Below are 26,675 nucleotides of genomic sequence, written 5' to 3' on the forward strand. Positions count from 1 at the left end.
TCGGACTGGCTCAGGCCCACGGAGGTGTTCATGGCTGCGCCGACGCTGGTCTGGTAGGCCGCGCCGATGCTGAGGAACTTGGCCATGCCGATGGTTTCGATCTTGGTCTTGGCGACGGTTTCGGTCTTGTGGCCGCCGATGGTGACGCGGCGGTTGCGGCCGATCTCGATGGTCTCGTTCTTGCCCACGTCTTCCTTGCGGTGCCGGCCGATGGAGATGGTTTCGTCGTTGCCGACATCCTCCTTGCGGTCGTGGCCGATGGAGACGGTCTCGTCGTTGTCCACGCGCTCGCTACGGTCATGGCCGACGAAGGTGGTCTCGTCGTTGTTGACGATGTTGTTCTGGTCCTTCTGGGCGTGGATGAAGACCTCTTCCTGCCCGGCCTCGTCCTCGTAGCGGATTTCATTGAAGCCATCGCCCTTGTGGGTCTGGCTCTTGATGCTCATGCGCGTCTTGTTGGCCGGCAGCTCGTAGGGCGGCAACTGCAGGGCGTTGTAGGTCCGGCCCGTGATGACGGGCTGGTCCGGGTCCCCATCGAAGTTGCTGACGATGACCTCCTGGCCGATGCGCGGGATGGCCATGTGGCCCCAGAGCGCGCCCGCCCAGTTCTGCGACACCCGTATCCAGCAGGAGCTGTGCTCGTCGTTCCTGCCTTCGCGGTCCCACGGGAACTGCACCTTCACCCGGCCGTACTCGTCGCAGTAGATTTCCTCGCCCGGTGGGCCGACCACGGTGGCCTGCTGCGGGCCGTCGATGCGCGGCTTGGACAGCGGCTCGGCGCGCCACTCGGCATCGTCCGGCACCAGGGTGGCGGTGCTGCTGTAGTGCGTGCCCTGGGCGGCGTCGGCGCTTTCCTCGGCCTGGCTGGTGTACTGCCTGCCATGGTGCTCGATGCGCACCGGGCGCCAGCCGCGGTTCATGTCCGCACGTGGGTGGCCGATGAGGTCGAAGGCGATGCCCGGCACCAGGCGCGCGTCGTCGCCCTCGACGGTGGCTTGGCGCACATCGCCGCGGTGGCCGCGCAGGCGGTCCTGGGTGAAGCCCTCGCCCGCCGCGCTCTTGTAGCGCCCGGGGTAGTCGTAGCGCTCATAGCCGCGCGCCTGGTGCACCAGGTAGTCGCCATCGCGCTTGGTCTGCTGGTGGTAGCGCGGGTTCTTGAAGTCGTAGTCGCGTTGGGTCTGGCGCGCGGTGCGCACGTTCTCGCTGTAGGCGAAGCTGCGCAGCGCCGGGCGTGGGCGGTCGCCGCCGGCCATGGGGTTGTACTCCACCGGCAGGCCCGCCTGCTTGCCGAATATCCACAGGCGGTCGCAGTGGATGAGGCGGTGGCCCTCGGCGCTGTGCTGGAAGCCGTAGAAGAACCCTTCCTCGCGCATGATGCGTTCGACGAAGTGGTAGTCGGTGTCGCCGGCCTGCACGCAGTACTCGCGCGGTTCGTGGGGGTTGGTGACCTTCTGCTCGTAGTCCAGGGTGATGCTGTGCTTCTTGAGCACGGCCTGGGCGATGTCGGGCACAGAGAGGGTCTGGAAGATGCGCCAGTCCGAGGCCAGCTGCAGGCGGGTCAGACGCGGCTCCACGGTGGCGCGGTAGCGGGTGCGGCGAAAGCCGGTATCACCTTGGACGAAGGCCGAGACGGTGCCGTGGACGAAGCGCACCGGCTGGCCGCCCTGCCAGATGGTGAGCAGCCCGGGGCCGTCGAGCACCTGGCCGAAGTCGACGGCCGGGTTGGCGCAGCTCAGGTCGACGTCCAGCTTGAAGGTCTCGGACAGGCCTTCGTTGAGGTGGAACTCGACCACCTCGAAGTCGTCGCTGCCGGCGAGGAAGGTGAAGCGCAAATCGGATTGAACGGCCATGGGAAATCCTTGCCGGACCGCTGCCGGCCCAGTGCTCCTTGTGCAAGAGGGAGCAACCGGCGCGCGTAGCGCCGGTTGCCGGATATGCCTGGGGGTTAGGCTTCCTGGGGCTTGCGCCAGTCGTCAGAGGCTTCGGTGCCGGCGATGGCATGGGTCCAGGTGATCTTGCGGTAGGCCATGGCGACCTTGACCAGTTGGGTATACGCAGCCTTGCTCGGGTCCTGCGCGTGCGGCAGGACGGTGTTGATGTTGACGACGGTGGCGTCTTCGAGCTTGGTGGTGAAGAAGTGCTCCTGCTTGCCCTCGGTGGAGGTGCGGTACCACTTCACTTCCACTTCCGGAAGCATTTCGCCAGAGGCCAGGGCTTGATACAGCAGCGGGGTGGCCTTGTTCAGCGGCGCGGTGAAGATAAAGGGCTTGTGCACGCGCTGGCCGGAAGGCTGGCCGCTCTGCGGGTCGGTCGGGGTGGCGATCAGGTGCTCGATTTCCTGGACCAGGATCTGGTCCTCATGGCCTTCCTGGTAGACGTTGCCCACGGAGTCGGCAGTGAAGGCGCCCTGGGTGATGTTGCCCTGGGTCTTGCCCTGGATGCTGATATAGGCGGGAGTTGGCATTGGCTGCTTCCTTGTATCGTTGAGGTGAAGGCCCTGAGGGCCGCGCGCCATCGGTGATGACAAGGGGGGTATCGCAATCGCCGTGCCAGCTGCTTTCTGATTTCTACATTCCTCTTTAATAACAATGAGTTAGTGGCTTTCTACGTGAGTTGGAAGCCGCGCCCTCGGAAGCCGATTCGCTGAAAAACGCTTTTTTTCAAGGGTTTTCGAGCCACTGTTGGCCCGATTAATCGTAAGTAATTGATTTTTATATAGAAAAAATCGGGCCATTTCTGGCCCGGCGAGCCATTTCTGGCCCGATGCGCCTCCTGGCTTCGATATGGAGGCCTGGTCGCGCCGCCGGGAGGATGTCGGGCACGGAGAGGGTCTGGAAGATGCGCCAGTCCGAGGCCAGCTGCAGGCGGGCCAGACGCGGCTCCACGATGGCGCGGTAGCGGGTGCGGCGAAAGCCGGTATCGCCTTGGACGAAGGCCGAGACGGTGCCGTGGACGAAGCGCACCGGCTGGCCGCCCTGCTAGATGGTGAGCAGCCCGGGGCCGTCGAGCACCTGGGCGAAGCCGACGGCCGGGTTGGCGCAGCTCAGCTCCACGTCCAGCTTGAAGGTCTCGGACAGGCCTTCGACCAGATGGAACTCGACCATGTCGAAGTCGTCGCTGCCGGCGAGGAAGGTAAAGCGCAAATCGGATTGGACGGCCATGATCTATCTCTCCCTACTGTTTCCGCCGCTCAAGGCTTGAGGATGCTTTCGAGGGACTGCAGAACCTGGTCGGTGGTGCTACCCAGGCTCATGGAGAAGTAGAGGTAGGCGCCTATCAGTACGACCCCGGCGATGGCCCAAGGCGTCCACAGGGGCCATTGGCGCGCCAGGCGGTAGCGGCGGGAGGCGACGTTGTCGGGCGCGTCGGTCAGGCGTTCCGGCGCATCGCCGCGTTGTGTACGGAGAATCTTGTGCAGCTTTCCAATGATGTCGTTGAGAGTGTCTTTATGGTTGTGCTGCTGGCCGTACTTGCCCTGGAAGCCCAGGCACAGGCACAGGTACTTGAACTCCAGCACGTCGCGGTAGCGAGCCGGGTCCATCTGCATGCGCGCCAGGACGGTGAAGAATTTCTCGCCGCCCCAGGTTTCGTTGTGGTGGTAGCTGAGCAGGGAGCGCTCCCGCCACAGCGATGCCCGGCCCCAGGCGGTGGCCATGACGGCCTCGTCGATGTAGGCGCACAGCGCGTAGCGGTAGGCCAGCTGCGTGGCACCGTCATAGCCCAGTTGGCGGACTTCTTCGGACAGCGCGGTTATCTGGTCGCGCACGTTGGCGTAGAGCTTGGGAATGTCGTCGCATTTGTCGAGGCGACGCAGGCGTATCACCAGCCCCAGCAGGGGCTGGGCAGCGTCCACCAAGGGGTTGAGGCTGTGGCCGCGCAACTGGAATTGCAGGTCGTCGTCCTGGTCGATGCGGAACACCGAGTCGTAGAGCATGCTGCCCTTGTCGCGGATGTCCGCCATCGGCGCGGTGCGCAGGAAGTCATCCTGTGGCCGGGTGGTGGGCATGGGTGACTGCCCTTGCTGTGCGTCGGGTTCCTGTGAGGGGCGGTTGACCCGGTCGTTGCCGATTTCGATGGTGGTGGTCATGTCATTGGCTCCGAATGGCCCAGAATTGCATTTCCAGCTCCGGGAACTCGCCACTGATGTGGAAGCCGAAGCAGTTGGCGCCCTTTGGCATCAGCTTGTGCCAGGCGACCGAGGTGCGATCGAGCTGGAAGTATGTGAAGCCGGCATGGAATGGCAGGTGCCTCGGCGCCACGGGCAGCGGGCTGAGCGGTATGCCGGGCAGTTGCAGGCGAATGAGATCCATCAGTGTCTGCTGTGAGCACACCTTGGCCTGCTGCTGGAACAACTGGCGCATCTGTTCCAACGGCATGCGCGCCCGCACGGCGAGGATGAATTCCGCGCTCTGCATCAGGCTCGCGTCGTTGACCTGCGCGGTGACAATGCCGTGCGCCTGCTTGACCAGGGGCAGCGAGACGGCGCGCGGCTGCAGCACGGTGCTGAGCAGCTGGCGCAGGTAGTCTTCCAGCATCTGGAAGGAACCCTTGGGATTGTCGTGCTGGTAGGCCGGGAACTCGGGCGCCAGGCGGCCCTCGTCGATGCAGGTGGCCAGTTCGCCGCACGCCTGGCCGCAGGCCAGATAGGCCTCGACCGGTCGCACGTCTGGATCGCGGGCCATGTGGCGGAACAGGTGCAGCCAGCGGTTGAGGGCCTGCAGTAGGTTGAAGTCGGTGACGTCGGCCACGCCGGACTGACCAGGCGAGCCGATGCGTTGGGCGATGCTCTTGGTGCGCTCCTGCATCAGCGAGGAGATTTCTTCCATGAAATGCGCCAGCGGACGGATGGCATTGAGGTGCAGGCCGGTGATGTAGAACCCGGTATCCATTGTGAGGCTGCCATCCGGCCGCAGGTCGAGGATGCGGCCCAGGGCCAGTCCGGTGAAGGCGCTGCGGTCGTCGCGCTCCAGTGCCAGTTGCAGGTTGGGCACGGCGAGGTCCAGCGGAACGTGGTTGCCCTGGTGGCTGTGGGTGTCGCGGACTTCCTCGGTACGCAGGACGTAGCGGGTGTTGCCGTAGGTATCCGGCCAGCGTACCTGGGCAGTGCCGTCCGAGCGCAGCGGCAGGGTGAGGTAGACCGTCTGGTTGGCCGCGCCGGCGGCGGTAATGGCGAGCGGGTCTGGCGGCGGTTGGTCATGGGGAATATCGAACAGCGTGCCATCGGGCATGATGCCCCTGGCACGGACGATGGCAATCTTGCCGAAGGCGAGGAATTCCTGGTTCAGCTCCAGCTCGGAGAAGCCGTACCCGTACCGGCTTCCCTGGCGCGCGTTGATGTAGTGCTCCAGGTAGCGAGCGGTTTGCTGGAAGTGCTGGGGCTTGACGAACAGGCCCTCGCCCCAGACAACGGGATTGCGGGTGGTCATGGGTGGGTCCTTGCGTGAGGGGCCGCGCAGACATCGCCCTGCGCAGGCCGGTAGCTTTCATCGGTGATGGCCACGCGTGTGCTCTGCAGCATCACCATCAAGGGGTACTTGCGTCCGCGTGGCTCAATCCGGAATACGTCATGCCAGCGCTCGGCATTGGGGTCGTGAAAGTCCGCCACCACGGCGATGTAGCGGGTCTTTTCGTCGATGGCGCTGTACTCGATGAACTTGAACTGCCCCGGCGCCAGGGTGTAGTCGTCCGCGGCCAGGAAGGTGCTTCCCAACGCCTTCTTGGCGTCCTGGCGCAGCAACACGGGGTCGACGTTCTTGAGCATCGAGTCGTCCTTGAGCTGCAGTACACGGAAGGCGATCGGGGTTGCGGCGCTCGGCGTCGCGCGCACCTCGTCAGCGACAGGGACGATGCCTACGGTGCGGCTGTACTGGCCGAGGTCCTGGGCCTGCAGGGATTGAGTCCCTGGATCCGCGTCAGCGCCTGACAGGGGTTGCCGCCTCAGCAACCAGTGCGCCGGGTACGGCCCGCGTGACGTCGCGGTGCTGGTGAACAGTGTCTCGGGGAGTGTCTTGCCCAGGGTGAAGGGCGGGTATTGTTCGCCGACCGCCAGCCCGGGAATCGATGTCTTTTCCTGGGTAACCCGTGAGTGGGGTGAGCGTGCCGGCTCTTCCTGGAGGTGCCCGAGCAACGCCCGCAGGTGCTCGATGAGCTCGCCCTTGTTCGCGCTGCGCAGGCTGACCGCGAACGGGCCATCCTCCTCCAGTTCCAGGGAAGGAGCCTCGACGTCCTCGAGGGGCGCTGCTGTCGGGCAGCTGACCGGGTTCGGGTTGACGTCGGGGCTGGCGTACAGGCTCAGGGCGACCTGCGTGGGCTGGTCCTCGGCGGCGCCTACCTGGATGGAGGGGTCCATCAGTATCTGCCCGGTCTTCTTGAAGACGTTGCCCACTGTGCTGCATCCGGCAAGGCTTGCGGCGAGCAGGAGCACGATGGCTTGTTTCATTACGCCTCCGTGCGCAATGCCTGGTCGAAGACTTGCTCGAAGACTTCCCAGAACAGTTTCTCGAAGCCTTGCTGCCGGCCAGAGGTCAATTCGGTGTAGTAGTGCCCGTACATGCGCCAGGCCCAGTCATCCGAGTGCGCCTGTCCCGATTGCACGCTGCGATAGCGTTGGAACCGCTGTTGCAGTTGTTCGGGGGAGAAGGCTTGCAACAGAGCGCCGAGGCCCGCCGTAATGGCCTTTTGTATGGCAACCTGCTGCCGTTGGAGTTGTTCCAGCGACTCCTCCACTGCCGCGGCTGGCGACAGGTGCACGACGCTGCGCTCCGCGGAGAACAGCGCACGCACGGTATCCGGGTAGCTCTGGCCGAGGCGCAAGGGGTTGTCTTCGATGGGTTGCAAGGTCCGTCCGGCCAGGGAAATTCTCTGCTGCTGGCCGGCCTGGCTGGCATTCAAGGCGGACAAGCCGCGAATCAGCGCGCCCAACGTACGGCCTGCTTCATGCAGCAGCGCATAGGCTTCTTGCCCATCCATGGCTCCAATCGGGGCGTCGATTCCCTCTACGAAAGGAGCGACCATGCCCGTCGGGTCATTGCCATTGGCAAGCTGCCCCTGCAGCCATTCCCTGGCGGCCGGAGTCTGGGTGTCCTGTTCCAACATGTGGGATTCTCCTGGGGCGTGCATGGGCGAGCCGTAGATGGCTTCAAGCTGGGTGGTGGAAACATCCGCCTGGGCGGCCAGCGGCGTGTGCCCGTAGTGATGTGGGTCGAGGCTGGCGGCGGCAGCGTCCCATTGCGTGGGTGCGCCAAGGGTGGAGTCCAACGCTTTCAGTGGGTCGAGCTGGCCTTGCGGCGGCGGTGGCTCGGCCAGCGCCTGGAACTCGGCCCATCCGGGCGGCTGTTGGGTGCTGCCCCTCGAATCCTCGGGCACGACGGTTGGCAGTCCATCCAGGTAGTCCTCGGACAGGTGGAGAATTTCGCCCACGTCGTGCTCGGCGAGGGTGCGGTGCGGATCGGGCAAATGGTGGTGTTCGTCATCCAGTCGAGCGGAGATGCGGTACGGACCGACATGCAGCGTGTCCGCATTGCGCAGCCTTGCGCTGGCGTTGAGGCCCAGCGGCCGAGTCTGGTCGTTTACGCGGGTATCGCCACACCGGTCGATGACGAGGTAGCCGCCGTCCTCATAGCGAATCTCGCAATGGCTGGCCTGTACCCTTCCCCTGCGATCATGCAATTCCCAATGGGCACCGTGCGAACCGATGGTTCCGCCGCCCGTGTCGAAGCTGTGCCGCGGTTTGCTGCCTTGCTGCAGCGCCTGGGGGTTTTCCACAACCAGGGACAGGCGAATGTCTGGAGTACTTGTATTCATGTGCGTACCGTGAGTCGAACCCGGGGAGGCCTGCGCAGTTCGGGTTGCTCCAGAAAGCTGGTCCATCCCAACTGTGAGCCGGAGCCGTCGGCCTGCCCGAGATTGAAGGGCGGGACTTCGTTCTCGCGCAGTCCCAGTTCAAGATCGCAAGGGGTCTGGTCGCGCAGGAGATAGGCAACCAGCATGCGCAGTCGCTCGAAGTTCTCGCCCTGAGGAAGAAACTGGCGAAATCGCGCTTCGGAAAGGTTGGTGATGACGATGGTGAACTTGCAGTGGCGCGTCCTGACGCTGTCGCCGACACGGAAGCTGTCGCCCAACTGGCCATTGAGACAGCCCAGTTGTGTGCGATCGCTCGGCGCGATGTCGGTGTAGCGCAGTTCGAAGTCGCGGATGGCGACGTCCTCAAGACCAAAGCAGTGCGCGACGAGCCCCGCGACCATCGCGGGCGAGCGGCTGCGGTGGACTACCGCACCGGCAAAACTGAGCAGCCGGCTCCAGGCAATGGGCGTGGCGCCTCGGATGGCGTCGTCCTTCAGCCCAACCAGCGCAAACAGCCGTTGCGATAGGCGGTCGCTCGCGCCGGGGCGAAAGCGTATGTAGTGCCGATACTTGCGCCAAGCCTGGTGCAGCAGGGTCAGCAATCTGTGGTTGAAGACGTCGAAAAATGCGGGCCGGATGCCCTCGCCCTGACCGGCCTCGTAGGCAAGTCGCTCCACGTAGTAGTCCGGCAGTGGCGAGTCGGGCCCGTGCATGCCGAAGAAGGTCGCTTGCACCAGGTACTGGTGCGGGTGGCTGTCTTCGAGGCGCTGCGCCAACGACACGTCGGAGGCGGGAAAGCCCATCCCGGCGTAGTTGGTCAGGCGGATGCGCTGCCCCTCGGCGGCAAAGGCGTCGTCGGACTCCAAGTCGTCGCCGTGCAGCCCGTGAAGGCGCTCGAGCAGTACAAAGAAGTCGTGGCCCTTGGCTTCGTCGAGGAGAATGGCACTCAAATCAGGGGCTGCGTTCCGCTGCGCATCGGCCATGCGTAGTGCTCCTGATTCTTGACGTTGATGGCTTCCAGCACATGAAACGATGAGATGCTGGCGTAGACGGAAAGAAAGTGGCTCAGCACCGTACCGAACAGGTAGAGGTCGCCTTCGCAGGAAAAGCCATCCTGGTCGAGCTTGACCACGCTGCGCACGCCCCGGATGGGCAACGCCTTGAACATGCGATCAACCGGCGCGGTCTCCACTTCCAGCAGGCCATCCAGGCGCATCTGCGTTGCACGTGCACGCTGGATGTCATGATGGGCAGCGAAGTCGTAGGCTCGAATGACCGCCTTCAATGGATCGGCGGAAAGCAGGGACAGGTAGGTAGGCGACAAGTTGGATATGAGGGTCCATTGCAGGTCGCCCTCCAGAACTGGCCGGTAGGAGGGCGTAGGCGTGGTCAGGTTGCGGCAAGACACGAATTTCGGCATGTCCTGTGTGCGTTCGCAGATGTCGCCCACAGCCAGCGACAATGGCAGGTCACGGTTGGTGCAGGTCAGCGAGAAGGAGACGGTCTCGTCCCGGCCGATGTAGCGCTGTTCGTCGCTGCGCACGAAGGACACCCGGTGTTCTACGCCCGGGCTCTCCAGCGATTGGTCGATGCGGGTACGGTAGTAGAGCGTGGCATGGCCCTGTTCGTAGTCGATCTGGTGGCGCAGCGACTCGAAAGGCTGGTAGGTGCGCAGCCATTCGCCGGGCTGGCCGGCGGACTCGCTTTTCCAGCCGTCGACGTGGTCGATGCTGAAAATCTCGAATGCCTCTGGGCGCTGGCCCGCCGGGCGCAGGCGGTGGTCCACTGTCTTGCCGGTCAGTCGCACCGGCTCGGCCTCATGCTCGAACAGGTTCACCGCCGGGGCGCAGTACAGCGCCAGGTCGCCCGAATGGATGCGCACGTCGTCGGGCATCGGGCGAGTGAAGTTGAACTCCAGCCGGATACGCTCCGTGCTATGGCTCGGCCAGAGGGAGCGCAGTCCGGTCAGGCCGAAAAAGAAGTATCTCCGCGGAAAGAGAAAGTACTCCTGGAGGATGCGATATCCATCCAGGGCGTTCTTCGGGTAGGGAAGCAACGCCTCGTCCGGGCTGAAGCCGGGGAAGACTATCTGGCTGGCGGGAATGTGCCGGACCACGCCATCGCATTCCAAGCGAACATCACCCAGGTACTTGGACAACCACAGGTAGAGCGTCATGGCGTTGTAGTCACTGCCGCTCAAGTAGAAGTCCAGCCGTTCGCAGTCGTAGGTGCTTGGCGGATTCTTGCTCAGGGTGGCAAGGTCCACCCGCACCGTTGACTTCTCCAAGGTATGTGCGTCGCTGACGCCGTCTATCTGCAGCGGGTAGATGGCAACATCCGAGCAGGTCCGATACTCGCACTCAACGCCGTCAACGCTGCGCGAGCGTATCCGCATGCCCATGGATATCTGTTGGCGCGTGGTGATGGCCCGGTCCACGGGCGGGAACTGCATGATGGTCGCGCTGGGCAGTGGCCGCAGGTAGTTGGGCCACAGCAATTGCAGCAGCGGATGTGTCAGCTCCGGGAGGTCATCCTCAATCTTCAAGCGAAGCTTGGCCGTCAGGAAGGCAAAACCTTCCAGCAGGCGCTCCACGTCCGGGTCAGTCGCTTCCTCACCGAGGAATCTCGCCAACTGCGGATTACTACGCGCGAACACACGCCCGAGTCGGCGCATGTAATCCAGTTCTTCCCGGAACTTCCCCTTCAGTGGCATCTAGCCTCCTCGGTAATCCATCACATCACGTTGATCCGCTGTTGTCGGTGGTGCACCAACAGGTCTATCTCCACTTGCTCCGAGGAGTCCTTGACGGGCACCAGACAGTGCAGGCGGAATTGCAGGCCAAGTGGCTGTTCGTTGGTGGCGAGGGGGTGAACATCCACAACCCGAACCCGTGGTTCGTAGGTGGCCACCACCTCCCTGATTTCCAGGCAGATCTGGTTTCGCAGATCCATCTGGCCTGCCCCGGCATCGTTCATGTCCGGCAGACCCAGTCCAGGGCAGCTCTGCGAGCCGCCCTGTCGGGTATTGAGCAGTAGCTCCAAATGGTTCTTGATGGCCCGAATGCGCTCGGTCGCCAGGTCCTGCCGCGTGCGGGCGCGCCGCGGCGGCAGGTTGGGGTCGAGCCGCTCAAACAGGCTTCCTTGTCCCGGCGACCGAGGCATGACTCAGCTCCTTGTCATTCCTTGTCCAGCCGACCGACCAGCGACAGCTCGAAGTTGGCGCCCATGTACTTGAAGTGCGGGCGGACCGACAACGAGACCTGGTACCAACCGGGGTTGCCGGCGACATCCTGCACGGTGACCTTGGCGGCTCGCAGCGGACGGCGGCTGCGCACATCGGACGACGGGCTTTCCTGGTCTGCGATGTATTGGCGTATCCAGTTGTTGAGCTCGCGCTCCAGGTCCTGGCGCTCCTTCCAGCTGCCGATCTGCTCGCGTTGCAGCACCTTGAGGTAGTGGGCCAGCCGGTTGACAATCATCATGTAGGGCAGCTGTGTGCCGAGCATGTAGTTGGTCTGCGCGGCTTTGCCTTCCACCGTGTTCGCGAAGACCTTGGGGCGCTGCACGGAGTTGGCGGAGAAGAAGGCGGCATTGTCACTGTCCTTTCGCATGGTCAGCGGAATGAAGCCCTCACTGGACAGCTCGAATTCCCTACGGTCGGAGACGAGCACCTCGGTGGGAATCTTGGCCTGCAGCTGACCAAGCGACTCGTACAGGTGGACCGGAAGATCGTCGACCGCGCCACCCGACTGCGGGCCGATAATGTTCGGGCACCAGCGGAATTGCGCAAAGCTGTCGGTGATGCGGCTCGCCAGCAGGAACGAGGTGTTTCCCCACAAGTAGTTGTCGTGATTGCCGTCGATGGTTTCGCGATAGTCGAAGCCGCGAACAGGGTTGTCCAACGGGTCGTAGGGCTGACGCAACAGGAAGCGCGGCATGGTCAGCCCCAGGTAGCGGGCATCCTCAGACTCACGCAGGCCGCGCCATTTGGTAAAGCGCGGGCCTTCGAAGATATCCTTGATTTCCTTGAGGTTCGGCAGCTCCTGGAAAGAGTCCACGTTGAGCATTTCAGGGCCGGCCGCGCCCAGGAAGGGGGCGTGAGCCATGGCACCCACCGAGGCAACATATCCAAGCAATTTGATGTCCGGAGCCGAAGGTCCGAAGGTGTAGTTGCTGACGATGCAACCCACCGGCTCGCCGCCGAACTGGCCGTAGCCGGAGGTGTAGACGTGCTTGTAAAGACCGCTGCGGGTGATATCGCTTGCGCTGTCAAAGTCATCCAGCAACTCGCGCTTGGTGACATGCAGCATGTACATGGTGATGTTTTCGCGGAAATTGGTGCGCTCAACGAGTACCTTGAGGCCGCGCCAAGCCGATTCCAGTTCCTGGAAGGCCGGTTGGTGCAGGACGTCATCAACCTGTTTGGAAAGCAGCGCGTCCAGCTTCGTCAGCATCTGGTCAACCAGTTGCTTGTTGATCGGCTGTTTGCGATCGCTGGACTTGAGTATCTCGGAGATAAAGACGGCTACACCGCGCTCGGCGATTGCATAGCCTTCCTGACTGGGCTCAAGGCGCGTTTGCGCCATGATCTGGGCCAGCAGGCCACCTTGCGGTTGGGATTCTTGCTTTTCGGCAGCGGCAGTTTGCGCCTTTGACATGGTCATGTCCTTTGAAACCTGAATTGATGGGAATGGTTGCTGGATCGCCTAGCGGCTTCGCCATAGGGGCGCGAGGTCGCGCAGCTCCCGGGTTCCGACTCAATAGAAGTTGGAGTCACCTGCCGTGGGGCCGATGGCCCCTGGCAAGTCGAGTCCGGATATGGAACTGAGCTCGAAGCCCTTTTGCTGAAGTGACTACCGGTCTCGCATGGCCACCAATGAGGGGTGGCGTCTAGCCAGGCGTGCGGATGCGCGTGGGCGCACGCCATCCCCGCCCCAGCTACCGTTTCCGGCATGTGTCGCTCATTGGTGATGGCCATATCCCTTGCAACCTTGGGTGGGGAGAGTCGGTGGGCTCGCGTCAGCTGTTGTTTGAGCCCAGCATCTGATCCAATTCCTTGGCCAGCTGGTTGCGCGCTTTGTCGTCGCTCAGCAGCCCTTGCAACTGCTTGCGAAACGCGGGGATATTTCCCAGCGGTCCTTTCAAGGCGACCAGTGCCTCTCGAAGCTCAAGCAGTTTGTTCAACTCGGGGATCTGACGAGCGACAGAGGTTGGGTTGAAGTCGTCGATGGAGCGGAATTTGAGGTCGACATGCAGGGTGTCTTCGGCGCCCTCCGTCAGTCGGTTGGGGACATCCATCTTCAACCCGATGCCGCTCTCGGCGAGCACATTGTTGAAGTTGTCCTTGTTGACCTGTACGGGCACTCGATCTTCGAGCGCGATGTCTTCCTCATGCCCCTTGAAGTCTCCCGTTACCAGCAACTTAAGGGGAAGTTCGACTTCCTCTTGCTCGCCACCCGTTGCTGGAACGTAAGTAATGTTGATGCGTTCCTTGGGGGCAACTGATCCTTTCTTTGCCATTAGCCACTCCTTCGATTTGTCGATTGTGAGTTGGTGTCCATTGAAGCTGCTTTGCTTGAGAGTAGAGCCAGGCTGCGACCTTGCAGATGGACAGAAAAGCGTGCCGCGACGTGCTTGAAACACACACCCTTGGGGCTCCATGGCGCTCCATGGAGTGCGTGTGCGCCTGCAACAAAGGCCGAGGCTAGAGCATGGGCAAGCCCCAAAGGAATAAGAATTTTCTCAATCGCCCACGAGAAATATCCTGTTCGTCGAGATGCGTCTTAGTTGATGTCTGCCGTCACTCTTTTCGGAAAATTCTCATATACGAGCGATATCCGCGCGTGTTCTCTTTCAAGGTCATTGCGCGTGCAAACGTGAGATTCGGTGTTTACGCAGAACACAAAGCTCTATTTCGGTGAGTTCACGGCTTATATGAATGAGCTGTCCTGAAACAGGGAAGTCTTCTACCTTGAAGTGAGTTTCAACACATGATCACGGTTGATCTAGCGGCACTATTCGAACGCCTTAGCCCCTTCTGCCGAAATGCAGTGGAGGAAGCAGGAAGCCTGTGCATCGGCCAACGCGGTGCGGAGGTGACGGTTGCCCATCTAATGACGGCCTTCCTCGATCAGCCTGGTTGTGACGTGCGTGGCGTACTGGCGGATGCCGGCATCGGTGTCGATGCTGCGCGGCATGCACTGTCCACGGCGTTCCCCGGCCGCGACGGTGGCCACAGCCAGTACCCTTCCTTCTCGCCGCTTCTCGTCGATGTGCTCCAAGAGGCTTGGCTACTCAGTTCGGTCGAGCTGGCGCAGCCGCATATCCGGAGCGGCGCGATCTTCCTGGCGACCTTGCTCAATCCGGCGCGCTACCTGCCGTTGGCAGCTATTCATCTGTTCGATGGCGTGAACCGGGAAGCGCTGCGCAAGCGCTTCACTGTCCTGCTGTCGGCGTCGGCCGAGGCCATAGGGGTAGACGCTGATACGGCGGGACGCAGAGACGCGGCAGGTGACGACAGTGCACTGGCCAAATTCGGCAATGATTTCACCGCGCAGGCGCGCGATGGTCGTATTGACCCTGTACTTTGCCGCGATGCCGAGATCGATCTGATGGTCGATATCCTCTCGCGTCGGCGCAAGAACAACCCCATCGTCGTGGGCGACGCCGGTGTGGGCAAAAGCGCGGTGGTCGAGGGGCTGGCTTTGCGCATCGTGCAGGGCCGCGTTCCCGAACCGTTGCGGGCGGTCGAGCTCTGGGGGCTGGACCTTGGCGCCTTGCAGGCCGGGGCGTCGGTGAAGGGGGAATTCGAGAAGCGCCTCAAGGCGGTCATCGACGAGGTCAAGGGCGCCTCCCGGCCGATCATTCTATTCATCGACGAAGCCCATACCCTTATCGGTGCCGGCAACGCCGCCGGTGGGAGCGACGCCGCCAATCTCCTCAAGCCGGCATTGGCGCGCGGCGAATTGCGCACCATCGCCGCGACGACCTGGTCAGAGTACAAGAAGTACTTCGAGAAGGACCCAGCCCTGACCCGCCGTTTCCAGCTCGTCAAGCTGGAGGAGCCTACGCAGGAGCAGGCCGTGCACATCCTGCGCGGGCTGCGCCCCATCTACGAGGCCTCGCACCAGGTGTTCATCGGTGACGACGCCCTACAGGCTGCCGCCACGCTCGCAGGCCGATACATTTCCGGACGGCAATTGCCGGACAAGGCCATCGACGTGCTGGACACTGCGTGCGCCCGGGTGGCTTCCGCACTGGCAGAGCCGCCGCGGCGGCTGTGCGCTCTGGAGACCAAGCTCAGCCAGATCGACGCGGAATCTTTCCAGCTGCTACGCGATGGACGGGCGGGACGCACGGTCTCCCCTGGCCGACTGGAAGCGCTGGCGACGACCCGGCATGGCGTTGAGCTGAGCATCGAGGAGTTGCGCCAAGCCTGGGAGCAGCAGAAGGCGCTGGTCGATGAAGTCGTGTCGCTGCGCAGAAGGGAGGAGGGTGAGGAGGTTTCCCTCGTCCTCGCCGACAAGCTCGGTCAATTGGCAGAGCTGCAGCGCAAAGGAGCACTGCTCCATCCCGATGTCGGTGCCGAGCAAATCGCCCAAGTTATCGCAGACTGGACGGGAATACCCGCCACGACTATCAACAGCGATCAGATGGCGCGTCTGGACAGCCTGCCGGCCAATCTCCGCAATCGCGTGAAAGGCCAGGACGGTGCGCTGGATATCGTCTACCGACGGCTGCTCACTGCACTGGCCGACTTGCGGCGCCCGGGTACACCGATGGGGGCATTTCTGCTGGTCGGCCCGAGCGGCGTCGGCAAGACCGAGACGGCGCTGGCGGTGGCTGATTCGCTCTTCGGCGGCGAACAGTTCCTCACCACCATCAACATGTCCGAGTACCAGGAGAAGTTCACCGTCTCGCGGCTGCTGGGCGCTCCGCCGGGTTATGTCGGCTACGGAGAGGGTGGCGTGCTGACCGAGGCCATCCGCAAACAGCCCTACTCGGTGGTGCTGCTGGACGAGGTGGAAAAGGCCCATCCGGAAGTCCTGAACGTGTTCTACCAGGCTTTCGACAAGGGTGAACTGGCAGACGGCGAAGGCAGGCGCATCGACTGCCAGAACGTCCTGTTCTTCCTGACGTCCAACCTCGGCTTTGACGAAAGCGACAACTCCCTGACCGATCTCGATGCGGATACGCTGCGCCAACGGCTCATGCGCTTCTTCAAACCGGCGCTGCTGGCGCGGATGCAGATAGTTCCGTATCGCTATCTGGACGAGGTCGTCCTCAACGACATCATCGACAGCCGCCTGCAGCGGCTGCAACAGCAGTTTTCCCAACGCTACAACGCCACCCTGGTGGTGGCACCGGAAGCGCGCGATGAACTGCGGACGCGCTGCTCACGGCATCAGAACGGCGCCCGTATGCTCGATGCCAGCATCGACGGCGAGCTGCTCCCCCCTCTCTCGCTGGCAGTGCTCCAGCGGTTGTCTCGAGGGGACGAGTTTCAGCGGGCGGAAGTCGGCTGGGCAGACGGCACGTTCGCGGCAACGCTCGGCTGATCGGGGATACGACATGGAGGCCATGGATGTTGCCACCTTACTGCGTGACCTGCTCCTGGCCCGCAGTCTTGAGGCGGCGGCAAAGCGATTTCTCATCGAGCTGTGTAGGTCGCCGGGGATTAGCCAGGGCTATTGCTACTGGCGAGAACCTGTCGGCGATCGCTTGCTTCCTGTTGCTGACCATGGTGGGCCAGAAGGTGTTCTACCCGACATTTCGCTGGAGGAGATGGACAATCCTCTGGTCTACGGCCTGATGAGCAACAAGGCCTGCCATGTCGAACAACTGGGCCACCTCGTAGGTTTCGGAGCAGGGTTCGATGCGCTAAGGGAGCGGCACGCTGTCCGTGACGCCATGCTGGTACTGCCTATCTCCGGAAGGGGGCGCCAAGGTGCGCTGGGCGTCGTGGTCGTCGTTGGCAGTGACGCCGCGCTTCGCTTATGGCACCAGGACGGTGTCTGGCAGGAACTTTTCCGGTGTCAAGAATTAGTCATCGAACGTCTGCGCGAGCTGCACGGCGAGACTTCGCAAGGGCACCGGGAGCGAGTCGCCGACCAGCGTCGTGAAGTGGAACGGGGTAACGCTCGGGCGTCGAGACTTCTAGCCGGGGGATTCATCGGGGTCGGTGCCTCAGCCAAAAAGCTACGCACGGAAATGCTGCGCCTGGCCGACTCCTCCCTTTCGCTCCTGATTACAGGAGAGACCGGTTCGGGAAAAGACCATGCGGCATGGCTAGTTCACCAGGCGTCGGCGCGTCAAGGCAACTTCGTGCCAGTGAACTGCGCAGCCATTCCCAAGGACCTGATCGAAGCGGAGCTGTTTGGTGCGTCGCGCGGTGCATACACCGGAGCCGTGCAGGCACGCAAAGGCCTGGTGGCCGAGGCTGATGGCGGCACGCTGTTTCTCGACGAGATCGGTGACATGCCACTGGGGTTGCAAGGAACCCTGCTGCGTTTGCTCAACGAGAAGAAGTTCCGTCCTGTGGGCGCCACCCGTGAGCAAGCTTCGGATTTCCGTTTGATCTGCGCTACTCATCGCCCGCTGTCTGAGCTGATCCTAGAGGGATCTTTCAGGGAGGACCTGTATTTCCGAATACGCCAGCTGACCCTGCACATCCCGCCCCTGCGCGAACGACCAGAGGACATCCCTGCACTCGTTGCTCACGTGCTGCTCCAGCACAACCGGGAGAGTCGAAGCAGCGTGGCAGGCATATCCGCAACCGCTTTGGCGCGGCTACAAGCCTATGCCTTTCCCGGCAATGTGCGCGAACTGCGCAGTCTGGTGCTTGCCGCGGCAGAGCGCACCGCTGCCGGCAAGCATATCCGCAGCACGTTGCTGGACGAGTTGGTCGACAACCATGCGGCCAACCTGCGTTCGGCGAGACGAAGCGTGACAGCGGTGCTGCACGATCTGGTGCAGACGGACAACCTGCCAGAGGCCTTGTCGACAATCGAACGACTGATCGTGACCGACCGCCTGCGCAAGGTCGATGGGTCGCGCCGCAATGCTGCATTGAGCCTGGGCATACCCAAGCGCACGTTGGCGCGCAAATGCCTGGAGTGGAACTTGGATGGAGAGGATTCCAAAGCATGAAACTATTCAGCCTGACGCTGCTGTCGGCCGTGGCCATGATCGGCTGCGATACCGGAGGCACGGCTGTGGCCGCCGGCCCCGACTGCACCAGAATTGTCTCCGCGCTTGAGCGGCTTGCGTGCTTCGACGCCGCGGCCGGTACACCGCCCACACCCACGGCTGCGCAGCCATCAGCGCCTCCCTCCGTAGCAGTCGAACCCACCATGACGGGCCCCGACATCACCGTACTCGTGCATGCCAACGAAGCGATCCGGCCCCCAGACCTAACCGCATCGATGCTGATGCGAAGCGAGGATGTGCTGCCAGGACAGTACAAGGTCGTCATTTCTGCCCCAGCCCTGGGCGGTGCGGCGCCCCGTCCCTATCTGGCGATCAGTTGCCTGTCGAACATCTCCCGGCTGCAGTTGCTGACCGTCGAACCGTTGCCGGTGAATCGCGCCAACATCCGCCTGCTCCTCGATGGTCGCCCGATTTCCGACGCCAGGCCCTGGCAGGTGCTGGAAGACGGCACGGTCACGGACGCCGGCCGTGGCTTGGTGGCCATCGAGCAGCTCCGCCATCTGACCCGTCCCGGCCAACAACTGCAGCTTGAAAGCGACCACAGCCCATTCGATGGCCTGAGGTTCGATGCCAGTGCGCTTTCCGGGCACATGGCCGTGCAACGAGAGGCGTGTCACTGGTGACTCAATTTCCCCCACTCGACCTCAAGGCGTTGTTGGCCCCGCTGGATGAACGTCAGCCTGCGGGCGTATTCGATGAGGAAGACGAACTGTTCCAAGGCATCGACCACGAGATGATCAAACTCGGCAGCCTGCAAGAGCAGACCATCGATTGGACGTTCATCGACGAGGGCGCGCGACGATTCCTGAGCAACCAGTGCAAACACCTGCGTATTGCCGGGCACCTGATGACGGCGAGGTTGCGCTCGCGTAGTTGGCGCGGTTGGTCCGAAGCGGCCGGCGTGCTTGCCGGCATGGTGGAACGCTACTGGGAAACGGGACACCCCAAGCCTGGTAATACTGGCTACATCACCAAGCGGCGCGTGATTGCCCAACAGATTGAGCGCTTGAACGACGCCCTCGCTTCGCTCGACGGCCAAGGCTATGCCGAGGAGTTCTACAAGGTTGGGCAACAGGCGCTCGACAGTCTCCAGGCATCCGCCGAGCAGACAAAGCTCGACGTCCCCGCATTGAGCAGGCTGGAGGCTCAACTGCGGCGTCAAGCCGAGTCAAATCGCGCGCCGGAGCTTGCTGAAGAGGCCTCTGTGGTGCCCGTGAAAAGCGACGCGCTGACGGATGCCTTCTTTGCCCCGGTCATGGCCAACCCGGGCAATGAGCGAGAGAGCCGGCGTTCATTGCTGTCGGCCGCGGAAATCATCAATCAGCAGGACGCCTATGACCCTACAGGTTATCTGCTGCGGCGCTTCGCCCTGTGGGCCCACCTGACCCAGGCACCGTCGCCGCAGCGGGACTGCCGAACCGATCTCATGGCCGTGCCGGCGGACATTGCGGATCACTACGGCGAAGCGCTCAGCGCAAACGCTGTCGACCCGCCCCTTTTGCAGCGCGTGGAACGCAGCGTCACCTCGTCACCTTACTGGCTGCGGGGCAGTTTCTTGGCGGCAGGCATCGCCCGCAGGCTGGAGATGCCGCTGGTAGCCGAAGCCATACGACAGGCTGCCGAGCGCTTTGTCACGCGCCTGCCTGCGTTGGCCAAGCTGGAATTCGCCGATGGGCGTCCCTTTGTCGATGGAGATACTCATGCCTGGTTGAGCGGTGCGCAGCAGGACGCGACCGCATCAGGTTCCGGCCTCGAGTACCCGGCGCTTCGCGGTGAACTTCTCGCGCTACTCGAGTCCGTTGGCGTGGAACCGATGCTTCGCCGGCTGGAAACCCTCCAGCAGGAAGGGGCCGACATGAGGCATCGCTGCCACCTCATGGCCATCGCCGCCGATTTGCTCGCCGCCCGTGGGCTGAGCTGGCTCGCTGATGGCCTCTACGCGCGGGCGCATGACGCCATGCATAGCGCGAGTGCGAGCGAGTGGGAGCCAGAACTATTCAATCTTCTCGCGCGGCACGCGCCGGCCGTCGTGGCATCCAGGGATTAATCAGGAGCATCACCATGTGGAAAATCTGGTCCAACCTCCAACGCTATGGCCGGCCAGTGCTGCGCTGGTTCAAGCCTGGTGTACCACTCATGCTGCTGGTGCTCCTGGGCCTCGCCTTGGGTGCAATATGGTGGCTTGGCCCCAAATGGACCTGGGGCGAGTACCGACCCCTGGAAAGCCTGGCCACCCGCGTTCTGGCTACGGTGGTGCTCCTAGTCATCCCGTTGCTGGTGTGGGCGTTGCGCCTGCGCTCACGGGCACAACGCCTGGAAGCCGAACGCACGCACGACGAAGCGATTCAGGTCGACGCCTGCCTGCGCTATGTTGAAGCCCAGGAGCGCGATCTGGACCGAAGCCTGGCATTGCTCCAGTCCAACCTCAAAGGTCGCAACACCCTGTACCAGATGCCTTGGTACCTCGTGCTGGGTCAGGAGAACTCGGGGAAGACCAGCTTCGTCAACCGCTCCAATCAGAGCTTCTCGTTGACCGGTGAGGTGAAGGCCGGTAGCCGGCGCCTGCAAGAGGACCCGAACAAGATCTACTCCATCGACTGGTGGATGGGTGACCAGGCGGTGCTGATCGATCCCCCTGGCGAAATCATCAGCCAACCCAGGATTGTCGCCGACGCCAAGGACGCGGCTATCCAGGACGCAGCCGCAGTCGACACAGGCGTATCGCCGCGCAGGCTACCGGCAGGACTGCCGGAAGATCTCCATTCACGCCTGTGGGACAGCTTCGTCGCTTGGCTGGGGCGCAATCGCAGCCGCCGGCCTCTCAATGGCGTGGTGCTGATGGTCAGCCTGGTGACCTTGCTGAACCAGAAGCCCAGTGATCGCAAGGCGCTAGCCGCACTGCTGCGTGCCCGCCTGACCGAGCTTAGCCGCGAACTCGGCACGCGCCCTCCGTTGTACGTCGTACTCAGCAAGTTTGACCTGCTGGAAGGCTTCGAGACCCTTTTCGCCCGTCTTCCAAAGTCAGCGCGGGAAGACATCTTCGGCTTTACGTTCACGTTGGATTCCGTACGCGACTATGAGGCCTGGCTCGAAGAGCTGGGTGTGCGTTACGACGCCTTTCTTGACCGTCTGAATGAGCAAGTCTTCGACGCCATGGCGGACGTCAACGAAACGTCGCAGCGAGAAGCCCTCTACTCCTTGGTACGTCAGCTGTCTGGCCTGCGGCCGGTGCTCCTGGGCTTCCTGGCAGACGTGATGGGCAGCGACCGCTTCGCGACGCCTGCTCTGCCGCGCGGCGTGTTCTTTTCCTCGGTGTATCAGCAGGGCGTGCTCAACAATGCCTTTGTCGCCTCGGCCGCGCAGACTTACGACCTGCGCGAGCCCGTCAACCACATGCAGCCCAGTGGGCGGGCGATGGTGTATTTCACCCAGCAGCTGTTTCAACGCATCATCTACCCTGAATCCGGCTTGGCCGGGGACAATCCCAGGGTCCTGGCGCAGAAAAAGAATGCGCTCGCCCTACGTTTTGGCATCGCCTCTGTTGGAACCCTTCTGATTGTCGGCGGGTGGTACCACTACTACGCGGTGAACCGCGACAAAGCCTTGAATGTTCTGGAGCGCAGCCGCGACTTCAGTACCCGCGCCATCGACGGCAAGCTGGACCCGACCGGACGCAACCTGCTGCAGCCACTGGACCAGATCAGCAACGCGGTTGCCGTCTACGGCGACTACCGCAACGCCTGGCCTCTGGTGGCCGACCTGGGGCTCTACCAAGGACGTGCGATTGGTCCCAAGGTCGATGAGGCCTACCTGGCGTTGCTATCGCAGCGCTTCCTGCCTGCCCTGGCCAGCGGTGTGATGGAAAAGCTCGACGGCACCGAAACGGACAGCGACGCCCAGTTGGCCGCCCTGCGTGTCTACCGCATGATCGAAGATCGACCCAACCGCCGCCCACCGGTGGTGGAGAACTGGATGGCCACGCAATGGCAAGCCGCGTTCCCAGGCGAGGACCGTGTTCAGCGCGCCTTGAGGCGCCACCTCGACTACGCCATGAAGTATGCCGATACACGCCTGCCCCAGTACCTGGCCCGGGTATCTATCGTCCAGCGCGAGCTACGGCAGATCCCTCTGCCTCAACGCGTCTACATGACCATGCGCCGTGAAGCTGGAACTTCGCTGCGCTCGCCGCTGGATCTGCGCAATGAAATTGGTCCTGCATTCGATATCGTCTACCAGCCTGCAGCGGCGCCAGAGGAGGAGGGCGGTCATCTCCCGGCCAATGGCCGCATCGATGCCCTGCTGACCGCCAGGGGCTATCGGAGTTACTTCGCACCCCACAGCCAGGATCTCACTGAGCTGGCGATGATCGACCAATGGGCGCTGGGCGAGCGAAACTCGATCGACTATTCGGAGGCCGACAAGACCGCCCTGGCTGAGCGCATCCGTGCCATCTACAGCCGCGACTATGTGGACACTTGGCAGCGCAACCTGAGCCAGTTGGAGGTACGCGACTTCCAGGACATCTCTCAGGCGGTCAGTATCCTAGGCAGCGTCACCAGTCCGGCCGCGCCGCTAAGGCGCCTGTTGGAGACCGTGCGTGACAACAGCGAACTTGGCACCAAACCTACGCCTGCCAAGGCCAGCGCCGACACCGTGGCCGACAAGGCTGCCGTCCTGGCTGAGAAAACGACCAAGACCGTCGACAGCACGGAGACTACACCTCCGATCATGGATATCGCGCGCGCGTTCGCTCCCCTGAGCCAGCTTCTGGAAGCCAAGGGTGAACGGGCGTCCTATCTGGACGAGACCATGCTGGCCATCGGCAGCGTGCAGGACAAGGTACGCATCGTGCACGACAGCCCCGACCGCGGCAAAGCGGCCCTCGGTGTAGTGTTGGAACGCTTCTCCCTGAAAGGGCCCGACCCCATCGCCAACCTGCAGCGCATCGCCGCCGGACTGCCGGAACCCGTCAACCACCAAGTCACCAAGCTGGCCGATGAGTCTTCCAGGGTCATCCTGGTCGAAGCATTGCGCGAGCTGGAGCGGCGTTGGGATGCCGACGTCCACCGCTTCTACCGAGAACGCCTGGCCAACCGCTATCCGTTCAATCCAGCCAGCCGGGAAGAGGCTTCGCTTGAAGACTTCACGGTGTTCTTCGGCCCGCAAGGCCGCCTCCAGCAGTTCCGTGAGAAGTACCTGAATCTGTTCCTGGAGGAGAACCTGGAAGCCCTGTACTCCGAACGCCTGGGCGGCTACTTGGTGCGTTCCGACGTGCTCACCCAGTTGGAGTCGGCTGACCGCATCCGCGACGCATTCTTCAACAGCCGCGGCATGCTGGGTGTTCAGTTCTATGTTGAGCCGCTAGGACTGTCGCCCACAAAGCGCAGTAGTTCGCTCAGCGTGGAGGGGCAACTAGTCACCTACAACCATGGACCCACCACCAATACGGCGCTCATCTGGCCCAACACCCTTGCACCAAGCAACGAAAGCCGCATGACGCTCGTCAACGCGGGCGGCAGCAGCAGCGGGCTGGTCTACCGCGGGCCTTGGTCGCTTTATCGTTTGTTGAGCCAGGCTCGCCTGAATGGCGCTACCAGCACCAGCGTGGACATCAGCTTCTCTGCGCCAGATGGCGGTATGCGGTACCGCATCAGCACCGAGAAGACCAACAATCCGTTCACGCAACCTCTGTTCAAGGGCTTCGTACTGCCACAGACGCTATTGCAGGACGGTCTGAGGGTGCACGCTGAATCCAGTACAGATACTCGGGCAGAAGGGCGCACGCACAAAGCTGGATAAGATGCCGCCAGTAGAGAGGAACTAATGAGCAATAAAAAGGGGCGTAATCGCGCATGGACGCGGTGGATTGGTGCAAGCACGCTGATGCTGCTCCTGGGCTGTGCCCAGGCCTGATCAGCCCGCTACGCAAGCGGAGTGGTCGGCTTTGGTCGCCCAGCGGATCCAAGTGGGCATGCTTTATCCTGGACCGGAAATGCGCCAAGGTGAAGTGGGCAGTACCGTTCTGCGGGTGACGATTGGACGAGATGGGCTTATCCGTTCGCTCAAGGTCACCCAATCATCCGGCAGCGTGGATTTGGATAACGCTGCGCTGGACGCAGTGTGGCGGGCACGCCGATTCCCACCGTTCGCGCCCGGAATGGTGGGAGACGAACTGGTAGTAAATATGCCGGTTCAGTTTGACAGCCAGCAGAACCGCGTTGCATCCCCGCCCCGGGAACCATCTGCATCTGATCCCACCGATGCAGCGTCAACGGAGGGCAAAGCGGAAGAGCTGAGAGCCTTCCTTGATACGCTTCGTCAGGGCTCGGTGAAGCCGGAAAGGCTCACGTACGTGGAACCTCGTATTCGTGGACCGTCCACTCCAAGAGATCCCCGTCATGATGTGCCCCGCCTTGCGCCGCGACGACAGCCAGAGCGATGCAGAGCAAGGCAATCCAGAAGGAGACATACAGGAGCCCCGCCATCAAGGCGAGCCTGAATGCCCAGACGAAAGCCTTGGCCATGGTCACAGGCACACCCCGCACCGCCAGCCACCCAATGACTCGGCCCTCACGGCGCACATAGCTCCACCAGCCGCGGCCGAGCCAACGGCCAAGGCGCTCTGCGGTACTGATTCGAGTGGTCGTCGTCATGATGGGTTCGATCTCCTGTAACCCCCTGGGTTGACCCCAAGGTGGCTTTCCCGGCTGTCCCTTTGCCGTATCTCCAGTTGGCCTTGTTTGAATCAATGGCAATAAATTACACTCTGGGTTGAAATTTGGAGACTTATCCTGTCCGTTTCCCCATCCTGATTGGATTTTGTATAATTTTTTCAACCATGAGTGGAAATTCCAGATACCAAATACTCAAGCAGCTGCTGGCGGACATTCCCCGCGGGGTTCCGTTCGACCTGGCTACGCTGGAGCAGGTCGGAGTGTCGCCTCAGCTGGCTGCGCGCCACGCCAAGAGCGGCTGGCTCGAACGCCTGGCGCAAGGCGTCTATTCCTTCCCGAACGATACGCTGGATCTTCACCGCACGCTGCTCTTCCTGCAGAAGCGTGTACCCAGCCTGCATGTCGGCGGCAAGAGCGCCCTGGCCCTGCAGGGCGTGCGCCACTACCTGAACAACCGGGAGAGGCTGGTGCTGTGGGGGGATGCCAGCTTCACGCTCCCGGACTGGTTCGTCAATCGCTTCCCCGCGCGGTACGTCCACGCCCAGCTATTCGACTGGCAGAACACCGAGTTGCCCGGCAAGACCCTACTCACGCCGCCGGGGCTGCCCGATGGCTTGCATGTGGCGACCCAGGAGCGTGCAGTGTTGGAGCTGTTGTACGAGGCGGGCACCAAGGAAAGCCTGGACGAGGCCCGCAACCTGTTCGACGGCCTGCGCTCGCCACGCCGGGAGCTGCTGGGGCAATTGCTATCGTGCTGTACCAGCGTGAAAACCGTGCGCCTGTTCCTCACCTGGGCACGCGAGACGGGTGTAGTGAACGTGGAAGAACTTCTGAAAAATCACAACGTGCACACCGGCAGCGACAAACGCTGGATAAGCCGGATGGCAGACGGCACCCTCCTGAGACTCAACCCCCATGGATAAGACCTACGCCGATACGGTTCGCCTGCTGCTGACCGTGGCCCCCGACGTGTTCGCCAACGACTTCTTCGCCATGAAGGGCGGTACTGCCATCAACCTGTTCGCGCAGGAGATGCCGCGCCTGTCGGTGGACATCGATGTGGTGTATGTGCCCCGCCAGGTGCCACGCGAGGAGGCGCTGGCCGCCATCAATGCCGAGCTGGCGGCCATTGCACAACGGGTGCAGCGCCTGGACTTGCAGACCCGGCTAGTGAGCGCTCGAGATCTGGGGGAGACCAAGCTGGTGGTCGAGAATGCGACCAGCCAGGTAAAGGTCGAAGTCAATGTGGTCTTCCGTGGCACTGTCCTTCCTGTCGCACCGTTACCTCTGTGCGCACGTGCAGCCGACATGTTCGGCGTAGAGTTCGAGCTACCGCTGTTGGACCGCGACGAACTCTACGCTGGCAAGCTGGTGGCGGCGCTGGATCGTCAGCATCCACGCGACCTGTTTGATGTGTGGCAGCTCTATGAATTGGGTGCCATCACCGATGGCATGGTCGAGTGCTTCGTCGTCTACCTGGCAGGTCACAATCGCCCCATCCATGAGGTGTTGTTCGGCAACGACAAAGATGTTGAGGACGAATACGAGCGCGCGTTTGTCGGCATGACCGAAATCGAGGTGCCGCTGGAGCAGCTGCTGGTCGCGCGCCGGCGTCTTCGCGAGGAAATGCCGGAGCGGCTGACACAGGCCCATCGGGATTTTCTCTACGGCTTGGCGATTGCTGAACCCGATTGGTCGCTCCTTCAGTGCGGTCACGCCGCGGAGCTACCTGCCCTGCGTTGGAAGCTCAGCAACCTGGAGACCTTCCGCAAGCGTCGGCCGCAGGACATTGCTGCGCAGGCCGAGGTACTTCGCAGTCGCCTGTTTCCATCCAAGTAACAACGCCTTCATGACTGCGATGCTTCCTGACGCATTTTCAGACTTTTCTGGTCTCGCTGCTTCCTGGAATTCGGTAGCCTCAACATCTCAATGAACGGGGCTGTGGATGGC

Annotated in this window: 21 protein-coding genes; 7 read left to right on the forward strand and 14 right to left on the reverse strand. The window is 62.5% G+C overall.

The features are described from left to right. The 13 genes from tssI to tssB all read right to left on the reverse strand — a co-directional run. Nucleotides 1-1,850: type VI secretion system tip protein TssI/VgrG (tssI, locus tag E8F11_RS12830; RefSeq protein ID WP_280286842.1), on the reverse strand; the 1,850-nt coding region annotated here is incomplete at its 3' end. Between the two features lie 95 nt (nucleotides 1,851-1,945). Next, nucleotides 1,946-2,464 (reverse strand): Hcp family type VI secretion system effector, encoded by a 519-nt coding sequence (locus E8F11_RS12835; RefSeq protein ID WP_280286841.1) that lies wholly within the window; start codon nucleotides 2,462-2,464, stop codon nucleotides 1,946-1,948. Between the two features lie 247 nt (nucleotides 2,465-2,711). Then, a complete protein-coding gene (locus E8F11_RS30175; protein ID WP_348529774.1) occupies nucleotides 2,712-2,963 on the reverse strand; it encodes a contractile injection system protein, VgrG/Pvc8 family in 252 nt (83 codons plus the stop codon). Between the two features lie 15 nt (nucleotides 2,964-2,978). Continuing rightward, nucleotides 2,979-3,161, reverse strand: coding sequence for a hypothetical protein (locus E8F11_RS30180; protein ID WP_348529775.1), 183 nt, complete (start codon nucleotides 3,159-3,161; stop codon nucleotides 2,979-2,981). Between the two features lie 29 nt (nucleotides 3,162-3,190). Further along, a complete protein-coding gene (gene icmH / locus E8F11_RS12845) occupies nucleotides 3,191-4,087 on the reverse strand; it encodes a type IVB secretion system protein IcmH/DotU (RefSeq protein WP_280289198.1) in 897 nt (298 codons plus the stop codon). 1 nt (nucleotide 4,088) lies between these two features. Then, nucleotides 4,089-5,426, reverse strand: a complete 1,338-nt coding sequence (gene tssK / locus E8F11_RS12850) for a type VI secretion system baseplate subunit TssK (RefSeq protein ID WP_280289199.1) — start codon at nucleotides 5,424-5,426, stop codon at nucleotides 4,089-4,091. Further along, nucleotides 5,423-6,439, reverse strand: coding sequence for a type VI secretion system lipoprotein TssJ (tssJ, locus tag E8F11_RS12855; RefSeq protein ID WP_280289200.1), 1,017 nt, complete (start codon nucleotides 6,437-6,439; stop codon nucleotides 5,423-5,425). The genes tssK and tssJ overlap by 4 nt, the downstream gene beginning before the upstream one ends. Further along, nucleotides 6,439-7,764 carry a type VI secretion system-associated FHA domain protein TagH gene (tagH, locus tag E8F11_RS12860; protein WP_280289201.1) on the reverse strand — a complete coding sequence of 442 codons (1,326 nt, stop codon included), beginning with the start codon at nucleotides 7,762-7,764 and terminating at the stop codon, nucleotides 6,439-6,441. Before tagH ends, tssJ begins: the two co-directional genes overlap by 1 nt. 35 nt (nucleotides 7,765-7,799) lie before the next feature. Continuing rightward, a complete protein-coding gene (gene tssG, locus E8F11_RS12865) occupies nucleotides 7,800-8,825 on the reverse strand; it encodes a type VI secretion system baseplate subunit TssG (protein ID WP_280289202.1) in 1,026 nt (341 codons plus the stop codon). Further along, a complete protein-coding gene (gene tssF / locus E8F11_RS12870) occupies nucleotides 8,789-10,555 on the reverse strand; it encodes a type VI secretion system baseplate subunit TssF (protein WP_280289203.1) in 1,767 nt (588 codons plus the stop codon). The genes tssG and tssF overlap by 37 nt, the downstream gene beginning before the upstream one ends. 20 nt (nucleotides 10,556-10,575) lie before the next feature. Then, complete coding sequence (gene tssE / locus E8F11_RS12875) at nucleotides 10,576-11,004, reverse strand: type VI secretion system baseplate subunit TssE (protein ID WP_280289204.1); 429 nt, start codon at nucleotides 11,002-11,004, stop codon at nucleotides 10,576-10,578. Nucleotides 11,005-11,018: 14 nt separating this feature from the next. Beyond that, nucleotides 11,019-12,500: a type VI secretion system contractile sheath large subunit gene (gene tssC, locus E8F11_RS12880; RefSeq protein ID WP_280289205.1), complete on the reverse strand. Its 1,482-nt coding sequence runs from the start codon at nucleotides 12,498-12,500 to the stop codon at nucleotides 11,019-11,021. A 361-nt stretch (nucleotides 12,501-12,861) separates the two neighbouring features. After that, nucleotides 12,862-13,362: a type VI secretion system contractile sheath small subunit gene (gene tssB / locus E8F11_RS12885; RefSeq protein WP_280289206.1), complete on the reverse strand. Its 501-nt coding sequence runs from the start codon at nucleotides 13,360-13,362 to the stop codon at nucleotides 12,862-12,864. Nucleotides 13,363-13,832: 470 nt separating this feature from the next. Here tssB and tssH point away from each other — a divergent pair, with 470 nt between their 5' ends. From tssH to tssM, 5 genes are read left to right on the forward strand one after another with little or no spacing between them, the layout of a single operon-like run. Continuing rightward, the gene (gene tssH, locus E8F11_RS12890) at nucleotides 13,833-16,400 is read left to right on the forward strand and encodes a type VI secretion system ATPase TssH (RefSeq protein WP_280289207.1); all 2,568 of its coding nucleotides are present in this window, start codon (nucleotides 13,833-13,835) and stop codon (nucleotides 16,398-16,400) included. 13 nt (nucleotides 16,401-16,413) lie between these two features. Beyond that, the gene (locus E8F11_RS12895) at nucleotides 16,414-17,991 is read left to right on the forward strand and encodes a sigma-54 dependent transcriptional regulator (RefSeq protein ID WP_280289208.1); all 1,578 of its coding nucleotides are present in this window, start codon (nucleotides 16,414-16,416) and stop codon (nucleotides 17,989-17,991) included. Further along, nucleotides 17,988-18,674, forward strand: a complete 687-nt coding sequence (gene vasI, locus E8F11_RS12900) for a type VI secretion system-associated protein VasI (protein ID WP_280289209.1) — start codon at nucleotides 17,988-17,990, stop codon at nucleotides 18,672-18,674. The genes E8F11_RS12895 and vasI overlap by 4 nt, the downstream gene beginning before the upstream one ends. Next, entirely contained in the window at nucleotides 18,671-20,098 is a 1,428-nt protein-coding gene (gene tssA / locus E8F11_RS12905; RefSeq protein ID WP_348529776.1) for a type VI secretion system protein TssA, read from the forward strand. Before vasI ends, tssA begins: the two co-directional genes overlap by 4 nt. A gap of 14 nt (nucleotides 20,099-20,112) precedes the next feature. Continuing rightward, nucleotides 20,113-23,850 (forward strand): type VI secretion system membrane subunit TssM, encoded by a 3,738-nt coding sequence (gene tssM / locus E8F11_RS12910; protein WP_280289211.1) that lies wholly within the window; start codon nucleotides 20,113-20,115, stop codon nucleotides 23,848-23,850. A 545-nt stretch (nucleotides 23,851-24,395) separates the two neighbouring features. Here the strand turns inward: tssM and E8F11_RS12915 are convergent. Continuing rightward, on the reverse strand, nucleotides 24,396-24,704 hold the full coding sequence (locus E8F11_RS12915) for a DUF3742 family protein (RefSeq protein WP_280289212.1): 309 nt from the start codon (nucleotides 24,702-24,704) through the stop codon (nucleotides 24,396-24,398). Between the two features lie 185 nt (nucleotides 24,705-24,889). Here E8F11_RS12915 and E8F11_RS12920 point away from each other — a divergent pair, with 185 nt between their 5' ends. Then, nucleotides 24,890-25,648, forward strand: a complete 759-nt coding sequence (locus E8F11_RS12920; protein WP_280289243.1) for a type IV toxin-antitoxin system AbiEi family antitoxin domain-containing protein — start codon at nucleotides 24,890-24,892, stop codon at nucleotides 25,646-25,648. Beyond that, nucleotides 25,641-26,564: a nucleotidyl transferase AbiEii/AbiGii toxin family protein gene (locus E8F11_RS12925; protein ID WP_280289213.1), complete on the forward strand. Its 924-nt coding sequence runs from the start codon at nucleotides 25,641-25,643 to the stop codon at nucleotides 26,562-26,564. Before E8F11_RS12920 ends, E8F11_RS12925 begins: the two co-directional genes overlap by 8 nt. The last annotated feature ends 111 nt before the right edge of the window (nucleotides 26,565-26,675 follow it).

It is taken from the genome of Pseudomonas sp. BN417 (assembly GCF_029871205.1).
Lineage (GTDB): Bacteria > Pseudomonadota > Gammaproteobacteria > Pseudomonadales > Pseudomonadaceae > Metapseudomonas.